Below are 17789 nucleotides of genomic sequence, written 5' to 3'. Positions count from 1 at the left end.
CTAATTTTATCTGTTCAATCATACTTGTCATTGACACTTCCGGGAAAAGCTCTTAAAAATTTAAAAGTGAATCGAACTTTTAGTTAATTTATCGGGCTTATTGTGAATTCATTACGTTGAACACGGTTCTTGTCGGGGGAAACCCTGTTTTTTGAAAAAAATTAGTTAAAATTTTGAAATTAGAAATCTAAAGCGCGCATAATGACGTAGTTTTGTCGTGAATTTCAAATTTCAAACAATGCGTAAGAGTAAAGGGATAGCCCGGCTATCCTTATTGGTGGGTTTTATATCCATCGCTACAACTTTCAGATCTGTTGCACAATGTACCATTACTTCTTCTAACGGATATGTTGTTTCTGTATCTATTCAGCCTACCTCCATTGCGGTAAGTTCAACGAACTGCCCGTGGGGTTACAACTACAATGTCAATTTTAATTACAATATCAGTATTACCGGTCCGAATGCGGCTGCTCAATACACGCTGCAAGCAAAGATTTATTGTGTCAATTCAGCAATGAACGGAGCATATTCTCTGCCTTTGAACGGAGGTTCGGGCTCGGCTACCACCACAACCAATCCGTATGTTCCACACAATGGAACGGCTTATGGCTACAATGCGCCTTATCCGAGTTGTACGAATGCAACGGTTGCAACATTGAATTGTACAACGATTGATATCGTGATCGAAGGTCCGGGGATTCCTTACCAGGAAATCCATTGTAACAATACCGCAACGGTCTTGCCGGTTGAGTTCCTGTCGTTTGATGCGGAGAAAATGAATGATGGAAACCTGCTGAGTTGGGACGTACAATCCGAAAGCAGAAATGATTACTTCACGATTGAGACAAGTAAAGACGGATTGAACTGGAAAGAACTGGCGCAGGTAAAAGGAGCGATCAATTCCACGCAATTGAAAACATATTCTTACCTCGATACGAAAAACACGGTTGGTTCAGTGTACTATAAATTGAGCCAGACAGATTTGGACGGAACGAGAAATGAACTGGCTATCCGCTACATTTCTGCGGAAGAAGCAGATTTCAGAATGTACCCGAATCCAAGTGCAGACGGTCAGGTGCATATTTTGTTTTCCAACAATTCAACTGCGGGTTCAACCTTGTATTTGAGAAACGAACTGGGGCAGCTGGTATTACAGCAAGACCTGGAGCCTGTTTCCAAATCCGGGAAAACATCTTACTACAGTTCCGACCTGAATTTGGCACAGCCGGCAGGAGTTTACCTGGTGGAGGTAAGAAGTGGTGATGATATTATTAACCGTTCCAAACTGGTGATCCGTTAAGCTGAACAAGCATTCACCATCGGAATTTTAGCTACTTTCGATGGCGTGAAAAAGAAAGCTGCAGTTCTTTGGTCAGGTGGGAAAGATTGTAATCTGGCCCTATACCTGGCACGCCAGGAATACAACGTAATAGCATTGGTTACGTTTTGTTCCGTGTCGACAGAATTTCGCGCGCACCCGGTTGCCTGGATGGAAAAACAGTCCGAGGCACTGGGAATACCGCATTCACTGATCCTGATTTCCGAACCCTTTGCTGATAACTACGAGCGCCAATTGCAGAAGTTGAAATCCGATGCAGGGATTGAAGTGCTTGTTTCCGGAGACATCTCTGAAGTTCACGGTGCGCCCAACTGGCTTAGTGAACGTGGTGCGGCCGTCGGCATGAATGTTTTTCTCCCCTTGTGGCACAAAGACCGGGAAGAAGTGATGGATCTTTTATTGAAGTATAACTTCGAAGTGATCCTGACCATGGTGAAATCTCCCTGGCTGAATGAATCGTTTGTTGGCAGAACCATCAATCCGGAATTAATAGGAATATTGAAACTTCTTGGAACAAAAAACGGGCTGGATCTGTGCGGAGAACAGGGTGAATATCACACGATGGTAATCAATGGCCCGGGATATCGTTCGCCGGTTTCGTTGAATAAGTATCAAGTCGTTCAACACGAAGAACTATTCCATTTGTCGGAGATAGGTATTTCCCTTACAATTTCTGCTAAGTGAAAGTTCAAAAAAAACATGTTATAATCTGCTGATTGATTTTTGAAAGTATTCATTTGATTTTTTAAAACACCGCGGACCGCGGCCAGACTAACTTTGCAATACGAAATTTAACTACTGATCAGGGTTAAGTATTAAGAAGTAACAATTAAAAATCAACGATTATGAATACGAAAGAACAAATCAGAAATGCTGCACAGGAAACGTTTAAAAACCATTTGGAATTTTTGTCTTCAGGACGAATAGAACAATGGGTTGATCTGTTTAAGGAAGATGGGATATTGGAGTTTCCTTATGGACCTAAAGATTTTCCGAAGTTGGTCAGCGGTAAAAAGGAATTATTTGAATACATGAAAAATTTCCCCAATCATTTTAAAGTTCAATTTGATAATCTGCATTTCCATGCAACAGAAGAACCGACATTGGTTATCGCCGAATTTACAAGCGATGGTCATGCCATTTCTACAGGAAAACCCTATATCCAAAAATACATTTCAGTCGTCACTACGGATAATCAAGGCAAAATCATACGGTATGTTGACTTTTGGAATCCCATGGTTGCATTGGAAGCTATTGATGCCCCTCTTAGCAACTTTGTGAAAGAGTAAGCGGTAATCAGCTAACGTATCAATTCCGGCATCCGTACGATTTTCGGGGCCGGGATTATCTTTAAATATAGTCGAATGAATATATTCTATAAATTTGCCTGCATACGGGCTCTCTTAAACCGATATTTGACACTTTATAAAATGATAAGGCCGGAAACAATAGAGGAATATTATGCGCAGCGTCCTTTTATCAAGACTTCTGATTTAAATGGAGAAGAAGGGCATTTTAATGTGTTTAAAATTGAAAAACTCAGTCAGGACGCTCCGGAAACGGTAACGTACGGGCGTAAGGATTATTTTAAGATATGTGTAGTATCCGGCAGAAGCAATATTCATTATGCAGATAAGAGTTTCGCGATCAGGGAATATGGACTTTTGTTTGCTAATCCGTTGATTCCGTATAATTGGGAACCTTTGGATAAAAAACAAACAGGATATAGCAGCATTTTCACCGAATCATTTTTTGAAGGTCAGGGAAATTTAAAAAAGTACCCTTTTTTTCAACCCGGAGGATATCCGGTTTACGAACTGAGCAAAACCGAATTCCTGGCACTTTCAGAGATATTCAGGCAGATTGAAAGGGAAAAGAACTCTGATTTCGAATATAAAAATGATGTCATCTGTAATTTAATTTTGCAATTGGTGCATGGTGCTCTCAAAATGCGCCCAACCACACAGGTAATCCCTGAAAAGAGAAATGCTCCGGGAAGAATTACAGCTCTGTTTATGGATCTTCTGGAAAGCCAGTTTCCGGTAAAGAATACAATTGAAGGAGTAGCTCTTCGAAGTGCTTCCCAATTTGCCGGGCAAATGGCAGTTCATGTTAATCATTTGAATAAATCTGTCAAAGAGATTACACAGAAAACAACCTCTGAACTCATTGCTGAACGGCTGTTAAAAGAGGCCAAAATAATGCTTAGACACAGTTCTTGGGCGATTTCTGAAATTGCCTATACACTTGGTTTTGAGGGACCGGCACATTTTAGTGCCTTTTTCAGAAAACAGGTTCATTTATCTCCCTCACAATATAGAAATAATAGTATTGACGATTGACGGTGTGCAGAACTTCCACTGATCATGCCGATGGAGAACATCACGGATTGTTTGTGTCCCGGATGTTTGAAGGCTGCGATCAATGAGAAATTGGTGGAAAATAACCAGGATCCGATTCGTTAAACAGGATGGTCAATTCCTAATTGAAGCTGGGGTAATTCCGCAATATTACGTCGGAGAAAGGGAGATTAGTCCGGTGTTAATGAGGGTGTAAAGTTTCAGAACCCTTATAAATACGGGATTTTGCTCCTCAATCCTTCCTGGATGTAATTCCGCAATATTACGTCTGAAGTGAGGAATCTGTCTAAAACTTTCTGTATTTTTGGCCGCTAATTATTAAGCCTATCAAATGACAATTCTTTTCGGCTGGAAGCAATTCCGACTTAAATCATACACGTTTCAGGAATTACATTTACCGGAACTGGAGCAATTCCCGAATGCAACCTTCCAGGTGTCTCAAACTTATTTTCATTTGTTTTATATTCCGATTTGCCCGACGGGAAGACGATATCATCTGGTGATGGACGGCAAATTGTATGCTGTTCCACCGAGTTTAATGAAAATGGTCGACCCGGAACTCGTTAAGGCTCGCGGAAAATGGTACGCATGGTCTTTGCCTTTACTGATCCTGGTGATTATGCTTGGTGTCAAGATCAAGAGTGCTATCAAGGAAAATGAATACGAGCAGTATTCGATGGAGTTTGCGGAGATGGAACAGGAATTTTTCAACGATCCTGAAGTGGGGGATCACCTCTTGTTTACCAATAAAGCAGATGTGGAATTTGATGCGGAAGTATTCAAAGTAGCAGGCAAAAAAGTAACCTTGTTCGTGAATTTAATGAAACAGTTGGACGATGAGGTGCTGGAAGAGGCACGAAGCGGAAAAGCTGCCGTTGATGCCGATTCCATTCAGGCATTGATTGATCAGCGGAACGCACTGGTGGAAACTTCCCGATTTAATGATTCATTGCGCCGTGAATATATTGGTCAGCCCGTTCTTCAAAAAGTACTGATGTTCGAATTGGAGTCTTATCCGATCAGGTATAAAGTTGTTGAAATGTCATTGGATGCTTACCAGGCAATGAAGAAATCTCTCGCTGACGGAAGCACGAAAAAAGCCACGAAAATTAAAATCCCGGCACTTCATGCAATCACGAAGCAAGCGCTTTTTGTGGAGCCGTTATATGAGTAATGTGCAAAGTCATTTGAAGGAATTTTCAGGGGCGTTTGAATCTTGTTATTCAATTAATTAACAATAACTTGCACTTTTATTAACAACGAACCGAAAAAATGCTGTATCTTTGCACCCAATTTTAGATTTATTTTATGACCTTTAAAGAACTCGGATTACGAGTTGAGGTTCTGCAGTCGATAGAAGCAATGGGTTTTGCAGAACCAACTCCGATCCAACAAAGTGCCATTCCGCACTTGTTACAATTAGAAAGCGATTTTGTCGGACTCGCTCAAACTGGGACAGGAAAAACAGCAGCTTTCGGCTTGCCGTTAATACACAAAGTAACAGACCGCCCTACAGAAACACAAGGTTTAGTCATCGCTCCAACGCGTGAATTGTGTTTACAAATCTCCAAAGACTTAGAAGCATTTGCTCAATTCGATCGTCAGATTAAAGTAGTTGCCGTTTACGGTGGTACGGATATTCGTCGTCAGATGAGTGACATCAAGCGTGGTGCAACAATCGTTGTGGCTACTCCAGGTCGTTTGGTGGATTTGATCAATCGTCGTGCAATCAACTTGCAAACTGTAGAAACAGTGGTATTGGATGAGGCAGACGAAATGTTGAACATGGGTTTCAAGGAAGACATCGATGCCATTTTGGATGCTACTCCTGATACCAAAAATGTTTGGTTGTTTTCTGCAACAATGCCGAAAGAAGTGGCAGCAATTGCGAAAAACTACATGACAGATCCTTTGGAAGTTGCCATGGGACACAAAAATCAAAGTAACGAAAACATCGAGCACATTTACTATACTGTAAAAGAACGAGATCGTTATGATGCATTGAAAAGATTAATTGATGCTAGTCCGGATATCTTCGGATTGGTTTTCTGCCGCACACGTAATGAAACGGCTACCGTTGCTGAGAAATTGGCAAAAGAAGGATATAGCGCTGAACCGTTGCACGGAGATTTGTCTCAGGCAATGCGTGACCGCGTAATGGATCGTTTCCGTGAGCGTTCAATCCAGTTGCTGGTTGCAACAGATGTTGCAGCACGTGGAATTGATGTAGATAATATCACACACGTAATCAATTACAACTTGCCGGATGATATCGAGAATTATACGCACCGTTCAGGGCGTACAGCTCGTGCAGGTCGTCAGGGGAAATCATTGGTATTGATCAACACGCGTGAGAATTACAAAATCAAAGCAATCGAACGTCAGATTCGTACGACATTTACGGCTGCCTTGATTCCTGAAGCTTCTGAAATTTGTGGTATTCAATTGAATAAGCTGATTTCTAAAGTGAAAGAAATTGAAGTGAAAGAAAATGACATCGCTCCGTTCCTGCCTGCAATCATGGCGGATTTCGAAGAGTTGTCAAAAGAAGAAGTGATCAAAAAATTCATTTCAGCAGAATTCAACCGCTTTATCGAGTACTACGATCGCGCAGGTGATTTGAACGTGACTTCCGGAAGAGGAGAGCGCGGAGAACGTGGCGACCGTAAGGAAAGAGGTGATCGTTTTGACCGCAAAGACCGTTTTGAAAGAAGCGACAGAGGTGAACGTGGAGACCGCGGGCCAAGAGATAACGGAAACAGAACTCGTTTCTTCGTTAGTCTTGGAAAACGCGACGGATTGAATCCGGGAGGATTGCTGCGCGTAATCTGTGATTCAACAGGATTGAAATCTGCGTCTATCGGACGAATTGATGTCATGCCGAACTTCTCGTTCTTTGAAGCAGATAAAGGAGACGAATCTGCAATCCTTTCCAAAGTAAACGGAGCTGATTACGAAGGACACCAGGTTAGCGTGGAAATCACCCAGAAAAAAGATGGTGGTAGCGATCGCGGACGTAGTGGAGATCGTGGCGGAGAACGCAAAGGCGGATTCGGAGGCGGAAAATCCGGAGGTTTCGGTGGAGACCGTAAATTCTCAGGAAGCCGTGACGGAGGAAGAGACCGTGACCGTAAAAGTGGCGGATTCTCAGGTTCTAAATCATCCGGAAGAAGAGAAGGCGGAAAAGACCGTGCATTCGGAGGAAGCCGTCGTTTTTCAGATAAGCCATCAAGCACGATTAAAAATTATTAATTATAAATGATTTGGTTATCACGTGGCGTAATGCGAGTACTATGCCACGTGATAATTGAGAATTAAACCATTTCATAATTCAAAAAATGGAAATTAGAAACATCGCAATTATTGCACACGTTGACCACGGTAAGACCACATTGGTTGACAAAATGATTGAAGCCGGAAACGTAGTGAATGAGCGTGACCGTCCGACTGGAGAATTGATTATGGACAACAATGACCTGGAACGCGAACGCGGGATTACCATTGTTTCCAAAAACGTTTCCGTTTCTTACAAAGGAACGAAAATCAATATCATTGACACTCCCGGACACGCCGACTTTGGTGGTGAGGTAGAGCGTGTATTGAACATGGCGGATGGAGTTTGTTTGTTGGTGGATGCTTTTGAAGGTCCGATGCCGCAAACACGTTTCGTGTTGCAAAAAGCACTTTCAATGGGAATTAAACCATTGCTGGTAATCAATAAAGTGGATAAAGACAACTGTACTCCGGACGAAGTACACGAAAAAGTATTCGATTTGATGTTCGAATTGGACGCAAACGAAGAACAGTTGGAATTCCCTACAATTTATGGTTCTGCTAAAAACGGATGGATGTCTACAGACTGGAAACAGCCTAAAACAGACATTACTGACTTATTGGATAAAATTTTGGAATATTTCCCGCCGCGTAAAATCGAAGAAGGAAATACACAGATGCTGATTACTTCATTGGATTTCTCGACGTATGTAGGACGTATCGCGATCGGTCGTTTACACCGTGGGGCTTTGAAAGAAAACCAACCGGTTGTATTGGCGAAACGCGACGGAACTCAGGAGAAACACCGTGTGAAAGAATTGTTTGTTTTTGATGGAACTGAGCGTAGAAAAGTAGAATCAGTGGATGCTGGTGATATTTGTGCGGTTACAGGAATTGAAGGATTTGAAATTGGTGACGTGATTTGTGACGCTGAAAATCCGGAACCATTGGCTTCTATTTCGATTGATGAGCCAACGATGAACATGTTGTTCTCAATCAACGATTCACCATTCTTCGGAAAAGAAGGTAAGAAGGTAACTTCCCGCCACATTTCTGAGCGTTTGACAAAAGAATTAGAGAAAAACCTGGCAATGCGTGTTTCTGAAACAGATAAAGCAGACAAATGGATCGTTGCAGGTCGTGGTGTATTGCACTTATCGGTTTTGATCGAAACAATGCGTCGTGAAGGATACGAATTACAAGTTGGTCAGCCTCAGGTTATCCTGAAAGAGATCAACGGGCAAAAATGCGAGCCGGTTGAAGAATTGACAATCGACTTACCGGAAGAGTTTTCCGGAACAGCAGTAGAAGCAGTTACAAAACGCAAAGGTGAAATGACCAATATGGAGCCGAAAGGTGCACGTATGGTGATCCAATTCCAGATTCCTTCCCGTGGAATCATTGGTTTGCGTAACTACTTATTGACACAAACAGCCGGTGAAGCGATTATGACGCACCGTTTCCTGGAATACCAACCATACAAAGGGGAAATTCCTGGACGTCAGAACGGATCATTGATTTCATTGGAATTGGGAACTTCTATTCCTTTCTCTATGAATAACCTTCAGGATCGTGGGAAGTTCTTCATCTTCCCGAACGAAAACATCTACGAAGGACAGGTGATCGGTGAAAACTCACGTGCCGGTGATTTGTGTGTGAACGTAACGAAAACGAAAAAGTTGACGAACATGCGTTCATCCGGAGCAGACGACAAAGTGCGTTTGGCACCGCCGAAAGTATTCTCGTTGGAGGAATGTCTGGAGTACATTCAAGCTGATGAATACGTTGAAGTAACACCGGAAAACCTGCGAATCCGTAAAATCTTGTTGAAAGAAACAGATCGTAAGAGAGCTGGAAAATAATAATAATTGAAAGGTTAAATTTGAAAAGTGGGCTGAGTGACTTGTGGTGAGCTTGTCGAACTAAGTCGAAGTCACCTTTCAATGATCCACTTTCAATTGTACATTTAAGAGCGGGGCTTAGTCTCCGCTTTTTTTACGACAAGTCAAAAAAGAACCAGCAATATGGAACAAATTGAATTTTTAGACAAAAAGGTATTTAAAGGTTTGGAAAAGCTGAATGATGGATTCGAAGGAGAATCGGTTCCGTTTTTTTCCGAATCGGATTTCGAAATCGTTCTGGAAAGAGCTGAATATTTCGGAATTGGAATTTATGGGATTGAACCATGGCTCGACGGTGAATTGTATGATGTCATTACCCATGAAAATCTGAAAAAGAAAGCGACAGATCCGCAATGGTATAAAAAAGCGTTTCAAACGTTTAAATCCCGTCAGCCCGGACTGTTGTATTCCGCGACCTATAAGGTTTCTCCAAAATTGTTAGCAAGAGATATTTAAAGCCAAAGCACATGATAGAATCAAAGCTCACACTGGATATCATTACAGAAACACTGAAAGGCGGGAAATTTGAAGAACAGATTACCCGGCAGTTGGAACACCTGGAGGAGGTAGAATATGAACACACCGGTTCCGGATTGCTTATTTTCATTGAATACCGAAAGGCTGCAAAGGAATTTTGGTTGACAGATGCCCAGCTGCATGAATTATTTGGTGAGTCGGAGCCCGAATTATCCAACATTGAATTATTCAACGAAGAACTGAATATCCACGCAGAAACGATCGTTCATTTTACCAATGGAATGATTGACCGCGTTGAAATCTGGAATCAATCGGGAGATTATCCGGAAGATGATCTGAAGACCTGGAGATTAGCTAAAATTGAACATTGAGAAGTTAAAATTGAAAAGTAGGCTGAGCGGGGTCGAAGTCACTTTTCAATTTTACAGGATTCATTCAACAGCGGGGCTTGTCTCCGCTTTTTTGTTTTTAGATGAAAGAAATAATCTAAATTCGCTGCTATAAGGAGTCGACAAAAACAAGTGACGCCGTATCAAACAAACAACATGAAGGATTTTAAAGGGATCATTGCTATAGCCGGATTACTGCTTTTCGAATGTTCTCAACCCGATAGTAAACATGTGTCGACAAGAGTTGATCAGCCTGTCGATACAGCCAGTTTGCCGGTAGAAAAAGAAGAGCAAGCCTCAGATGAATATTCCGATGAGGAAGAATTGGAAGCATCCGAAAGAGACAGCATTCTCCTATTGATTGCGTTATTCAAGGAAAAGAATATCGACAAAATTTCAAACAAAATCGCATTTCCTTTGAACCGCGAATACCCGATCCCGCCGATTCAAAACAAAGCGGCATTCAAGCAGCGGTTCAGCGAAGTGTTTGACAAGACCCTTATTGACAAGATTGCGAACTCTAAAATCGAGCAGTGGAGAGAAGTGGGCTGGAGAGGAATCGCCCTGGATCATGGTGTGGTGTGGATGGCAAACTCCGATGGAATTATCACGACGGTAAATTATCAAAGCGATTTTGAAAAACAGTATCGAGCGGAACTCATTGCGAAAGAAAAAGAGCAGCTACATCCATCATTAAAAACGTTTGAAAACCCGGAGTACAGGATTTTGACGGAAAATTATCGGATTCGGATCGATGAACTGGCGAATGATAAATACCGGTATGCTTCCTGGAAAAAAAATGCAGACGAATCATCCAAACCGGATTTGATTCTCTCTAACGGAGAATTAGAGTTCCAGGGAAGCGGAGGAAACCACGTCATGACTTTTGTTAGTGGAAACTACGTTTATAAGGTTTACCGGAACATGATCGCCGAAAAAGATACACCGGATATTACACTTGAAATTGAAAAAAACGGGAAAACAATTTTGACGGAAGGAGGGAGCTTAATCATTGAAAATTGATAATTGAAAGTTGAAAAGTACCTTCGACGTCGCTCAGTATGAAGGAAAAATGGATAAAAATGACTAAAAATTACTTAACACCGACACAGGAAGCCGGGAAGAAAATGGTGATGCGGCAAATTCCGGGAAGTGTGGTGATGCTGAATTTACTGCGTTTTCGCGAAACGGCCGATTATACGGCAAGCCCTGAGTTGATGCCGGAAAAACCGATCAGCGGAAAAGAAGCTTACGAACGCTATATCGAGCATACCTTACCATTTCTGCACCAATCGGGTGGTGAAATTTTATTTATGGGGGAAGGAGGCGACTTCCTGATTGGCCCGGCAGATGAAAAATGGGATGTCGTACTGCTCGTAAAACAAAGCAGTGTGAGCAGTTTTATCGCCTTTGAATCAGACGAAGCATACCTGAAAGGAATCGGACACCGAACAGCTGCTTTGGAAGATTCCAGGCTGCTCCCGATGGTTGAAACCAAATAGCTCACTCCGGATTATTCTTCTTCCGGTTTGAATTTGAATGTTTCAATCCGTATTTTTAGTAGCCTAAACAGGAGAAGATGAAAACACGTTTGATTTGGGGAAACCTGGTTTCCGGTGATTTGAAGAAAACAGCTGCATTTTATACCGCACTTGGGTTCAAACAACATCATGGTAGCGAAGAGTTGGTGAGTTTTGTATTCGGTGAAACAAGTCAGTTTATCATCAATTTCTTTACGGAAGAACGTTTGTCGAATCCCGTAAACGGTGGACTTTCCATTTTAAAAAATGCCAATGAAGCCATCTTTTCATTGTCTGCCGACAGCAGGGAAGAAGTCGATCAATGGGTTGAGAAAGTCCGGAAAGCGGGTGGAACCATTTTCTCCGAACCGCAACATTACGAGCAGGGTTATACGTTTGGTTTTGCCGATCCGGACAATCATAAATTCAACATTTTGTACTGGCCCGGAATGTAAGTTCCAATTGTATGATGGTACTTCAAAAAGAATCACTGATCGTAAGCGGTTGTTTCTTCCAACCAAAAAATACTTATTTTTAGAGGCATAACCAACCGAGGTCAAACATGAAAAAAAACAATCTGATCCTGATTTCTGTTTTCAGTAAAATGCTGTTCCTGGCTTTCGTGCTGATCAGTAGCGTTTCCTGCTCCGGTAGCAAAACCGACAACAAGCATCAAGCGGAAAATAACGCACCTGCACCGGTTCATTATACCCAAAAAGCATCCCGGAAGCTTGTAAAAGCCGTTGAAAAGAATGATTTGGTATTAGTCGAAAAATTACTGGATGCCGGTGAGAGCCCGAACGGAACCATCAAAGGCTATTTCCGGGGAGGTCGAAAACAAGGTAAAAAAGATGTATCGAATAAGGATTGGACCTTGCTGATGTATGCTTCTTTCCATAACAACCAGGAACTGGCAACTCTTCTTTTGAACAAGAAAGCAGACGTCAATGCGGTAAATGCAGCCGGTCATTCAGCCTTGTTTTTAGCATGCGCGGGCCGTAGTGAAGAAATGGCGGCATTTTTACTGGAGCATCAGGCAGATGTCAAACAAGCCGGGTATGATCAGAACGGAATGTCGGCATTGCAATGGGCACTTGCATACGAGTGGAGTGATATTTCCCTGAAAATGATTCGCCTGGGTGCTGATTTAAACACAAGCAGTTCCGAAACCGGAAGAACCATTTTGTTAGAGGCACTGTTCAGTGACAGCATTCGTCCGGAAGTGATTCACCTGCTCATTGATTCCGGTGCTGATGTACATCGCCTGAATTCAAAATACAAATCATCACCATTGATGCTTGCTTGCGGACGGAATGATCTGATCAGCGTTCAAAAAATACTGGCGAAGCATGTGGACGTCAACCTGGAAGATGAGCAGAGAAGTACGGCTTTGTGTTATGCATCCCGGAACGATGCAGATGATACCAAAATCCTGGAACTCCTTGTTAAACATGGAGCAAAGGTCAATATGCCGGGATCTTATGGCAGAAATGCCCTGGTGGAAGCTGTTTTCAGCGGGAGTTTAAAGAAAGTTCGTTTCCTGCTGAAGAACGGAGCAGTGATCAATCGCAAAAGCGATGGTTTTGGAGGAGTAAGCGCCATCAGTGAGGCGGTTTCCGGAGATAATTTGGAGATGGTAAAACTCTTGATCGATCGGGGAGCCGATATCTCCATGACACGGGATCATGGCGAAACGGTACTTTTGGAAGCAATCCGGTCTGAACAAAGTACGGAGATTGTTCAGCTGCTCATCGAAAAAGGAGCAGATGTCAATCGTTCGGACGATGATAAACAAACTCCGTTAATGAAAGCAGCCCAATATAACCTGCCTGAGATTATCAAGCTGTTACTTCATGCCGGAGCAACAAAGGAAGGAAAAGATGTCTATGGCAGAACAGCAATGGATCTTGCCCGGGAAACTGCGGATAGAACAGGCGAGGATACAGTATTGAACCTGTTGAAAGACTAAGAACAACGAATAAACCGGAATTACGCACGTAACAAAAAAATAATGTCACTATGAACGAACAACACGCCGGCACTGCTCTGGTGATACCGACACTGGACCGCAATATTCCCGATCAATGGGAGATGACGAAGGGAATCACAACGCCCAGGTTTTCAATCATTGAAAATGTTTGCCCGGAACAGCAATTCCGGGTCATTATCCTGATCGGAAGTTACGAAATCGTGCAGGGTAAAACCCATCTCGAAATCAGTTGTCAGATTGAAAATAAAACCGGAGATATGGTCTCCGGGAATACCTTTGAGCGTACGTTGGTTGCAGAAATCGACGAACACATCGGTTTTATCCTCTTACCGGAATTACCTGAGTTTACATTCCGTAAAACGGATGAGGAAGGAGCATACACCGTTGTTGCAACGATCACCGATTCCAATTCGGGAGAAAAAGAAGTGGTGAAAACTACCGTTTTATTAAGTAAAACACCCCCGATTCAACTCACAGAGTTGGAAGGAGAACTCGAAGACTGGCGTCAGAATTATTACCTGGATCCCAAACCGCAAGAACTCATTCCACGCTATTTGCAGTCGATAGATGAAATCGGGATGAATAATAATGCCAACATCCAGTTTTATGTCGAAGCATTGAACAACGCTTTGTTCCTGCTGGAAGAGATCAATCAGCTCCTGATCCGGGATGAATTGCCACAGAAAAAACGAAATGCTCTAAACTTGTTAATTGCCCGTTCCAACTACAGAGGACCCGATTTAGACGGTTTTTCCCATCCGGAACTCGAGATTCTCCACCAGATCAGAGAAGAAGACGAAGGGAAATTCAACCCGCTTCAGCAGGAGGCATTAACGCATCCGACAGACCTGGATAGCTTGTGGAGCTTGTTTTTTGCCAACGGAAAATACGAGAATATTGAAAAGATCATTTCTGCACTCTCTTTCCTGGAAGGCAGAAGTATGGAAAACATCCAGGATGCTCCCGAGTTGGAGATGATTCAATATGCGATGGGAATGGCAAGTGCCTGGTCTTTGAATTTGAACAGTGAAAACCATCCGTTGGTAAAAGTGTATCTGATTCATGCGGTGAACAACCCGGAAACCCCGGAATTTGTCCGAAATGAATTAATGACGATCCTTCAAAATGCGGAGGAGGAATCTGACTCCAATGAAAATGGTCCGTCTGCTATCATCCGTTACACAGGCACGTTTTACTTTCCGGATCAATCAGAGCTGGAAGACGTTTTATTGCTGCTTGCAGAAGAAGACATCAGGGAAGGACAATCCTATACAACGGATATCGATCAATTAACGGTGACGGTTCACATGGAAGTTGCTTTCTCCGAAAAAGATGCTCTTGAAGAAACCTGGAATCAGGTGGCCGGTTTTGCGTCATCCGGGATGATCCTGGTGTACCACGATGAGCAGTTTGAAGATGTTATTTGTGCTTCCGGTTCCGCTGTTTTTACCCCGGAAAATCCTGCGTTGCTGATGTTTTCGCTTGCAGAATTTGAGCAGACGTTCGGGAAGATAGATGAGGATATTTCGGAGATCGTTTACAACAGTCCGTTCTACATTTACGACCAATCGTTGAAAAATAAAGGGCCAGTGTTTGAAAACGAGCAAGACATTAATGATGCCGATTGCAAGACCGGGTTTGACATTCTGGATACCATTTGGGGAAAGCACATCGCCCCGTCCGACACGCCTCTTTTTAGCACGATTTTTAAGCAGGAAATGACTCCCGAAGGTCGTTCCTATACGATCGCCGCGACTTACGGTTTTGTTCCCGGTTATACCATGGAGGAAGCAATTGCAACGGCGCGTGAATACAACTTCCGGGTATTCAATTGGGATGAATTCTGGAAGGAATAAATGACTGACTGACATAAAAAAAGAAATATGATACCATCAGCACGATTCGGAGACATAAGAGTTTCTGATGTATACAATGAATACGTGGTTTGCGATTTGTACAGTTTGTATGAAGGCGGAATCGAGGACGTAGCGTCCAACAAAGAGTTCTGCTTGTTTATCCTGGTTGAACTGCACCATAAATTGTCGATGCACAACCGGGCAATCATGTCCTGGAACGGTGAAACTTCCCGGGAGAAGGCAGAGGAGCTGTATCACCGGCCGGATGAAACCACGCATGCATTTTTTGATGAATCCCGTGTGTTGTTGAGAGGAAGCATCAAAAAACAGGATTCGGAAGAAGTGGAAATTCTTCCTGACGAAGATACATTCAGAATGCTTGCGGAGAAAGTGATCAAAGACTTCAGTATTTCCGGAATCGAACCGATGGAAGGAACATTCAGTGAATTCACGGAACTGAAGTTTAGCGTTGCGAATACGCAGTTAATCAGCCATCTGGCAGAAGGATTGTTGATCGAATGGTGATCCGAAGAGCAAACCGAGAAGAATCCGGAGTCATTACTTCACACATCCTGCTGGCGATGGAAGACATTGTTTACCAGTTTATAGGAGAGAAGTCGCAGGAAAAGGCGTTTTGTTTCCTGGAAAGCCTGGTCGAAGAAACCGGCAATCAGTATTCCTACGAAAATTGCTGGGTAACGGAATCCGCCGGACGCATTGTTGCGGTTGCTATTGTGTATGACGGTGCAAAACTACAGGAACTGCGCGAACCGGTAGCCCGTAAAGTGCGCTCTATGTTTCACCGGGATTTCAACCCCGAAGACGAAACGCAGGCCGGAGAATACTACATTGATTGCGTAGGAGTAAGTCCCGATCAGCAGGGGAAAGGAATCGGCTCCAAACTGTTTCGTTTTCTGATAGATGAATATGCTGTCAAGCGAAATGAAACCCTCGGATTATTGGTCGATAAAGACAACCCGGACGCGAAGAAACTTTACCTGAAACTGGGATTTGAAATCGCGGGTGAAAAAACACTTGCCGGTAAGGAAATGGAGCATTTGCAGTTTAAGCGAAAAACATAACGATTAAAAAAAACAAAACAATGAAACGAACAATCTACGCTTCTGTCATGATGATCGGGATGAACCTGGTGGCGGGAATAGCACATGCCCAGAATCAAACCGATCCGGCAAAAACATACTTTTCGTCATACCTGACGTCAAAATCAATGGGGGAATTAATGCTTCACTCTCTCCCGACACTGGAAGACTGTCAATCGGTTTTTAACGGAGGTGATGCCGAAACCTATTTCAGATCGATTGAAGAAATGAAGTCAAAATCCGGAAGTGGATCAAACGAAGGAAATGAAACGTTTGCAGATCTCCGTATCGAGCATTTCTCAACTTCAGATATTCAGCAAGGAAAAGGAAATTACGCGGGAGGAATGGAACGGATTGTAGACAAATTGCAGCCCGGTGTTGTTTTCTATCAGGTTTCGTTGTTACGGAAACTGGGAGACGAGCATGGACTTGCATTTAAGTATTGGATACGGATCAACGACCGCTGGGTATTTTTCCCGAAACCCTATGCGGTATTTGAACAATAAAGCTAAAATCTATGATTGAAATCTATGAAATACTACCGGATAACCCAATATAATCCCGCATTCCGGAATGCAGAAGGAGCGTATCTGTATGATCACTGGACGGAGATCGGTGACGTAGGAAGAACGTTGGAGGGAGAATTGGTCACTGCCGACAAATACCTCGCAGTTGAATCGGATTACATTCAGGCGGTTGCGGCGATTTTGAAAGAGAACAGCCTGGAATACCTTCGTGTTGTCGGATGTAATCCAAAAAGGATAAAACATTGGATCAATAAATACAAAGACGAATGGTTTCACTTGCCTGAATTTGAAACCATCGAACTGCAGGAAGACAAAAAAGCACGTATTGATGAAATCCGGACGATTTGTCAGATGAACCTGAGAGGTTATTGTAATATTTCATTGGAGATCAGCGGTGTTTTTTACGTTGATTTCGGTTATGATATGTACATGTATGTCGGTGCGCCACATATTTCCGATGCATTGCGAAAAAAACTGGATGCGACATCGGTATTTGTGGAAGATTCGGGAGAACCTTACTATCCGGAAAAACCGAACTACGAGGTGCTGAAATCAAAGAAACGATCCAAATATGTGCTGGAAGAACAAGTGCGTGAGGATTTTTCGGTAGAAGATGTGCGAAAAATACTGAACCTAAGTGACGAGCATCCGGGGAAAGTACACGCCAAAATAAACCGGAAAATGGCACAGGAACTAAACCTGGAAACGGATTTTGAGAAATATGATTATGTTTTGACGAGTCAGGGGAATTAATTCTTGGCGTCCTTTTTCTCTTTGCGTTGAATGGGGACACTTTTTATTATGAAACGCGAAGAAGCAAAGTGGCAAAGTTTTGAGATATTAAAAGTAAGTTTTGTATTAGAGTCTGGTTGATGTTTTGCTACTAAGTACACGAATGCCGATTGATTGTTTTATGAGGCGTCCGTTAGAGGGAATTATGTACTTAAGTCAGGTAGGTTTGGATACAAAAAAGTTAGGGAATTCATCACACTATGAACCCACGCTTCATTTCTACCGCAAATGCGCAAATTTTTAGCTCGGCTACTCCCGAAAGAAA

General features: G+C 42.7%; 18 protein-coding genes. All 18 read left to right on the top strand.

All coding sequences use genetic code 11. The features are described from left to right. The first annotated feature begins 238 nt into the window (after nucleotides 1-238). The 18 genes from ABDV94_RS18175 to ABDV94_RS18090 all read left to right on the top strand — a co-directional run bounded on the left by ABDV94_RS18175 (nucleotide 239) and on the right by ABDV94_RS18090 (nucleotide 17485). Entirely contained in the window at nucleotides 239-1300 is a 1062-nt protein-coding gene (locus ABDV94_RS18175; RefSeq protein WP_343748641.1) for a T9SS type A sorting domain-containing protein, read from the top strand. A 45-nt stretch (nucleotides 1301-1345) separates the two neighbouring features. Further along, nucleotides 1346-2023, top strand: a complete 678-nt coding sequence (locus ABDV94_RS18170) for a diphthine--ammonia ligase (RefSeq protein WP_343748640.1) — start codon at nucleotides 1346-1348, stop codon at nucleotides 2021-2023. Between the two features lie 161 nt (nucleotides 2024-2184). Next, nucleotides 2185-2628, top strand: a complete 444-nt coding sequence (locus ABDV94_RS18165) for a nuclear transport factor 2 family protein (RefSeq protein WP_343748639.1) — start codon at nucleotides 2185-2187, stop codon at nucleotides 2626-2628. Between the two features lie 75 nt (nucleotides 2629-2703). Then, nucleotides 2704-3681 (top strand): helix-turn-helix transcriptional regulator, encoded by a 978-nt coding sequence (locus tag ABDV94_RS18160; protein WP_343748638.1) that lies wholly within the window; start codon nucleotides 2704-2706, stop codon nucleotides 3679-3681. Between the two features lie 349 nt (nucleotides 3682-4030). Then, nucleotides 4031-4873 (top strand): hypothetical protein, encoded by an 843-nt coding sequence (locus ABDV94_RS18155; protein WP_343748637.1) that lies wholly within the window; start codon nucleotides 4031-4033, stop codon nucleotides 4871-4873. Nucleotides 4874-5007: 134 nt separating this feature from the next. Then, nucleotides 5008-6951 (top strand): DEAD/DEAH box helicase, encoded by a 1944-nt coding sequence (locus ABDV94_RS18150; RefSeq protein ID WP_343748636.1) that lies wholly within the window; start codon nucleotides 5008-5010, stop codon nucleotides 6949-6951. Nucleotides 6952-7037: 86 nt separating this feature from the next. Next, nucleotides 7038-8834: a translational GTPase TypA gene (typA, locus tag ABDV94_RS18145; protein WP_343748635.1), complete on the top strand. Its 1797-nt coding sequence runs from the start codon at nucleotides 7038-7040 to the stop codon at nucleotides 8832-8834. 162 nt (nucleotides 8835-8996) lie between these two features. Continuing rightward, nucleotides 8997-9329 carry a hypothetical protein gene (locus ABDV94_RS18140; protein WP_343748634.1) on the top strand — a complete coding sequence of 111 codons (333 nt, stop codon included), beginning with the start codon at nucleotides 8997-8999 and terminating at the stop codon, nucleotides 9327-9329. An 11-nt stretch (nucleotides 9330-9340) separates the two neighbouring features. Then, on the top strand, nucleotides 9341-9721 hold the full coding sequence (locus ABDV94_RS18135) for a hypothetical protein (protein ID WP_343748633.1): 381 nt from the start codon (nucleotides 9341-9343) through the stop codon (nucleotides 9719-9721). A 174-nt stretch (nucleotides 9722-9895) separates the two neighbouring features. Continuing rightward, nucleotides 9896-10762 (top strand): hypothetical protein, encoded by an 867-nt coding sequence (locus ABDV94_RS18130; RefSeq protein ID WP_343748632.1) that lies wholly within the window; start codon nucleotides 9896-9898, stop codon nucleotides 10760-10762. Nucleotides 10763-10821: 59 nt separating this feature from the next. Beyond that, on the top strand, nucleotides 10822-11241 hold the full coding sequence (locus tag ABDV94_RS18125; protein WP_343748631.1) for a DUF1330 domain-containing protein: 420 nt from the start codon (nucleotides 10822-10824) through the stop codon (nucleotides 11239-11241). 77 nt (nucleotides 11242-11318) lie between these two features. Next, nucleotides 11319-11714, top strand: coding sequence for a VOC family protein (locus tag ABDV94_RS18120; RefSeq protein WP_343748630.1), 396 nt, complete (start codon nucleotides 11319-11321; stop codon nucleotides 11712-11714). A 107-nt stretch (nucleotides 11715-11821) separates the two neighbouring features. Then, complete coding sequence (locus ABDV94_RS18115; RefSeq protein WP_343748629.1) at nucleotides 11822-13228, top strand: ankyrin repeat domain-containing protein; 1407 nt, start codon at nucleotides 11822-11824, stop codon at nucleotides 13226-13228. 50 nt (nucleotides 13229-13278) lie between these two features. After that, a complete protein-coding gene (locus ABDV94_RS18110; protein ID WP_343748628.1) occupies nucleotides 13279-15105 on the top strand; it encodes a hypothetical protein in 1827 nt (608 codons plus the stop codon). 27 nt (nucleotides 15106-15132) lie between these two features. Next, the gene (locus ABDV94_RS18105) at nucleotides 15133-15630 is read left to right on the top strand and encodes a hypothetical protein (protein ID WP_343748627.1); all 498 of its coding nucleotides are present in this window, start codon (nucleotides 15133-15135) and stop codon (nucleotides 15628-15630) included. Next, complete coding sequence (locus ABDV94_RS18100; protein WP_343748626.1) at nucleotides 15624-16187, top strand: GNAT family N-acetyltransferase; 564 nt, start codon at nucleotides 15624-15626, stop codon at nucleotides 16185-16187. Before ABDV94_RS18105 ends, ABDV94_RS18100 begins: the two co-directional genes overlap by 7 nt. A 20-nt stretch (nucleotides 16188-16207) precedes the next feature. Then, a complete protein-coding gene (locus ABDV94_RS18095; protein WP_343748625.1) occupies nucleotides 16208-16711 on the top strand; it encodes a hypothetical protein in 504 nt (167 codons plus the stop codon). Nucleotides 16712-16735: 24 nt separating this feature from the next. Then, nucleotides 16736-17485, top strand: coding sequence for a hypothetical protein (locus tag ABDV94_RS18090; protein WP_343748624.1), 750 nt, complete (start codon nucleotides 16736-16738; stop codon nucleotides 17483-17485). Nucleotides 17486-17789 lie beyond the last annotated feature (304 nt).

This window comes from Fluviicola sp., assembly GCF_039596355.1.
Taxonomy (GTDB): Bacteria; Bacteroidota; Bacteroidia; order Flavobacteriales_D; family Crocinitomicaceae; genus Fluviicola.
This window is presented reverse-complemented; position numbering and strand designations above follow the sequence as displayed.

What these genes read in the sequence shown, in the direction of transcription:
- ABDV94_RS18120 (WP_343748630.1), top strand. Translation starts at nt 11,319, where the DNA reads ATGAAAACACGTTTGATTTGGGGAAACCTGGTTTCCGGTGATTTGAAG.
- ABDV94_RS18105 (WP_343748627.1), top strand. Translation starts at nt 15,133, where the DNA reads ATGATACCATCAGCACGATTCGGAGACATAAGAGTTTCTGATGTATAC.
- ABDV94_RS18100 (WP_343748626.1), top strand. Translation starts at nt 15,624, where the DNA reads ATGGTGATCCGAAGAGCAAACCGAGAAGAATCCGGAGTCATTACTTCA.
- ABDV94_RS18165 (WP_343748639.1), top strand. Translation starts at nt 2,185, where the DNA reads ATGAATACGAAAGAACAAATCAGAAATGCTGCACAGGAAACGTTTAAA.
- ABDV94_RS18140 (WP_343748634.1), top strand. Translation starts at nt 8,997, where the DNA reads ATGGAACAAATTGAATTTTTAGACAAAAAGGTATTTAAAGGTTTGGAA.
- ABDV94_RS18090 (WP_343748624.1), top strand. Translation starts at nt 16,736, where the DNA reads ATGAAATACTACCGGATAACCCAATATAATCCCGCATTCCGGAATGCA.
- ABDV94_RS18130 (WP_343748632.1), top strand. Translation starts at nt 9,896, where the DNA reads ATGAAGGATTTTAAAGGGATCATTGCTATAGCCGGATTACTGCTTTTC.
- typA (WP_343748635.1), top strand. Translation starts at nt 7,038, where the DNA reads ATGGAAATTAGAAACATCGCAATTATTGCACACGTTGACCACGGTAAG.
- ABDV94_RS18150 (WP_343748636.1), top strand. Translation starts at nt 5,008, where the DNA reads ATGACCTTTAAAGAACTCGGATTACGAGTTGAGGTTCTGCAGTCGATA.
- ABDV94_RS18115 (WP_343748629.1), top strand. Translation starts at nt 11,822, where the DNA reads ATGAAAAAAAACAATCTGATCCTGATTTCTGTTTTCAGTAAAATGCTG.
- ABDV94_RS18175 (WP_343748641.1), top strand. Translation starts at nt 239, where the DNA reads ATGCGTAAGAGTAAAGGGATAGCCCGGCTATCCTTATTGGTGGGTTTT.
- ABDV94_RS18160 (WP_343748638.1), top strand. Translation starts at nt 2,704, where the DNA reads ATGAATATATTCTATAAATTTGCCTGCATACGGGCTCTCTTAAACCGA.
- ABDV94_RS18095 (WP_343748625.1), top strand. Translation starts at nt 16,208, where the DNA reads ATGAAACGAACAATCTACGCTTCTGTCATGATGATCGGGATGAACCTG.
- ABDV94_RS18155 (WP_343748637.1), top strand. Translation starts at nt 4,031, where the DNA reads ATGACAATTCTTTTCGGCTGGAAGCAATTCCGACTTAAATCATACACG.
- ABDV94_RS18125 (WP_343748631.1), top strand. Translation starts at nt 10,822, where the DNA reads ATGACTAAAAATTACTTAACACCGACACAGGAAGCCGGGAAGAAAATG.
- ABDV94_RS18135 (WP_343748633.1), top strand. Translation starts at nt 9,341, where the DNA reads ATGATAGAATCAAAGCTCACACTGGATATCATTACAGAAACACTGAAA.
- ABDV94_RS18110 (WP_343748628.1), top strand. Translation starts at nt 13,279, where the DNA reads ATGAACGAACAACACGCCGGCACTGCTCTGGTGATACCGACACTGGAC.